The sequence below is a fragment of the Bradyrhizobium cytisi genome (assembly GCF_008123515.1).
Lineage (GTDB): Bacteria > Pseudomonadota > Alphaproteobacteria > Rhizobiales > Xanthobacteraceae > Bradyrhizobium > Bradyrhizobium cytisi.
In genome coordinates, this window is sequence record NZ_VSSR01000119.1 from 1 (window position 1) to 2,586 (window position 2,586).

A 2,586-nucleotide genomic window follows, 5' to 3' on the forward strand; every position below is an offset into this window, starting at 1 on the left:
CTGAGCGGCTCGGTGCCCCAGCGCCCTGCGAACATCCATGTGTAGTTGCCCATGGCTTCCTTCGCGATCTCGACCGCCAGATCGAAAAGCGGCAGATGGATATCGCGCCCCGGCTTGACGCGCTCCTCGGGTACGATGACCAAGGGCCGCCAATCAGCGAGGCCATTGCCCTGCAGCTCGCTCTCATGGATATGCAGGAACTCCCACGTGCGCAGCATGCTGACCAGCGCGAACTTCAGGGCAAGGCAGATGCGGCGATCCACGGTGATGTCAGGCCGATCCAACCCGCGCCAGAGCCGCCTGATCTCGTCGCGGCTCAGCTTGCGCTTGCGCGGCTCTTCCTTCGGCAGCTTCGGCAGATTGAAGCAAGGCGAGGTCGATACATAATCGTTGCCGACTTCCGAGGCCCAGCTGAACAGCGAAGAGACCGCCTTGCGCATATGCCGCGCGCTGGAGATCGAGCCCTTCTTTGAGGTCTTGCCCCGCTTCACGATCAGCTCGCCCGCGATGATATCCTTCTGCAGCTGCGCAATGTCGCGGTTGGTGACCTCGCTGGCGATCATCGGGCCGAGGCGCGGGCGCACAAAGCGGTCGAGCCGCAGCGTCAGCTCGGCATGGCTTTTCATGCGCGGCCTGATCTTTCTGATCACGCCTTGCTCCGTGTGCTTCTTATGCTCGATCTCCTCGCTGATCCAAGCGACATACTTGTCGATCAGATCGCTGACGGTGATGTCGGCGCGCTTGGCCGCGATGGCGCGCTCCTGCCGCGCCGCCGCTGCGATATCCTGCCCGTTGGCGATCTTCAGCTTCAGCGCCGTCGCCTGTTTCCGCCAATAGGCGACGTTGCTCTCGACCGCATCATAGATGCCGAGCCGATGAAAGGCCCGCTTCTTCGTGATCGGATGGGTATACTTCAGCGAGAAAGTCGGCGGCGCTGTCGGGCTCAGGCTGACGTACAAGCCCCGGCAATCCTTGTCGTATATTTTGCGTCGCTTCGTCGCTCTGCTGCGGCAGTCGCCCTCGGTGATGTTCTTCGGCATGGTGCGTGATGCTCCTAGAGTTTATTGTCGGGCGCGCGAGCGACCCGCTTGATCGGCGGGCCCATGTCAGCCCTTTCGATGATCCACCAGCACTCCTCGCCGCCGACCTCCTTTTTCAAACAGTAGTCGGCGGTGTAGTAGGCCGTGCTTTTGTTGCCGATGATCTCCTTCTGCTTAACGACGAACCTCATCCTGTCGTTGGGTGCCCACTCGCAGGAATAGGCTTGGCTCATCGCAAGCTTTTGCGCCGCGCTTTTGGCCTGCACTGCCTTCATGGCACTGTTCTCAACGCGCCAAGTCTGGCGCAGCGCGTTTTCGCCGACGAGGTAAACCTTGCTCGCATCGTTGCGCTCGCTGCACATGACGGTGGATGCAGGCCATTTGACCGTTACGGTGTCACCGACTGCTGCCGCTTCAGCGGCATTCTTCGCCTCGGGTTCGGATGGGCCGCCGCTATCGCAACCAGCGGCAGCGAGGGCGATCAGGCCGAGCGCCGGGATCGCGATGAATTTCGCAAAGCCTCTGTTCTCGGGTCTCATTTTAGTCGCTCCTACTTCTCGGTTTCGTTGTGCGGATGATCGGGGTGCGGCATCAGATGCGCGTGCTCCAGATCGAGAACGAGATAGTGGCCGTTGATGTGCAGGCCCTCGCACCAGCCGCGCGACTCCATTTCCTGCCGCAGGTTCTCTTCGCTCTCGTGGCCCTGCCAGCTCTTGCTCGCATTGAAGTTCGCGATGAGCTGGTTCAGCCACATGATGGCGGGGCCTTCGTTGTCGCCCATGTACAGCACGCGCATATCGGCGGGCTGCGCCATGGTGAAAGTCAGCTCGCTCACCTTGCGCGCTTTCGGGTGGATGAACAGGTCGCCTTCACTCCTGATCAAGCCGCGCTTCAGCAGCACCGCAAACTTCTTATTGTCGAGCTGCCAGCCGAGCGCCGCGCCGTCGGCCTTCTCCAACTCGGCGAGACACTCGGCGATCTGCTGCCGCTCGCTCTCGACGGCGATCTGGATCATGGCGAAGTCGTCGGTCAGCAGCGTCTCGGTGATGGTGTCCTCACTCTCGGAGGGCTCCAGCATGAAGCGCGAGCCGCCATCATGCTCGCGCTGCGCGGGATCGGCATAGTCGATCCAGATGCGCAGCCCCAACTCCTCGCTGGTGAAGCTAGGGCAGCTGTCGTTGTGCCAAGATGAGTCCTCGAAGCCTCGCGGCATTGTGGGCATATCGGCGGCGGGAAAGTCAGGAAATTCAGTTCGATATTTACTCATTTGCAGATGATCCTTTTGCGTCGTTTTTGAAAGCATTGAGGGCGGCCTCATCGGGCCGCCCACTGATGCAGATCAGGCTTTTGGAGCCGAGGCAGAGAGCGTGCCGTCCTTCTCCATCTTCAGCTTCATGCCCTTGCGGGCGCAGATCGCCTTGATGTTGATCGAAGGCCATTCGACCGCCTCGGCGATATCCTTCCGGGTCACCGCCTTCCTGCCGGTCAGCATCGCGATGACGATCTCGACCTTCGACTTGCCATCGCCCTTCGGCTTGGCCTTCTT

General features: G+C 61.0%; 4 protein-coding genes. All 4 read right to left on the minus strand.

Going from position 1 to position 2,586, the window contains the following annotated elements:
- On the minus strand, positions 1–1,040 hold a 1,040-nt coding region (locus FXB38_RS40850), incomplete at its 3' end, for an integrase arm-type DNA-binding domain-containing protein (protein WP_148756534.1).
- A 14-nt stretch (positions 1,041–1,054) separates the two neighbouring features.
- The gene (locus FXB38_RS40855; RefSeq protein ID WP_148756535.1) at positions 1,055–1,579 is read right to left on the minus strand and encodes a hypothetical protein; all 525 of its coding nucleotides are present in this window, start codon (positions 1,577–1,579) and stop codon (positions 1,055–1,057) included.
- An 11-nt stretch (positions 1,580–1,590) separates the two neighbouring features.
- The gene (locus FXB38_RS40860) at positions 1,591–2,307 is read right to left on the minus strand and encodes a hypothetical protein (protein ID WP_148756536.1); all 717 of its coding nucleotides are present in this window, start codon (positions 2,305–2,307) and stop codon (positions 1,591–1,593) included.
- Positions 2,308–2,379: 72 nt separating this feature from the next.
- The coding region (locus FXB38_RS43365; protein WP_187435503.1) for a hypothetical protein at positions 2,380–2,586 on the minus strand (207 nt) is incomplete at its 5' end.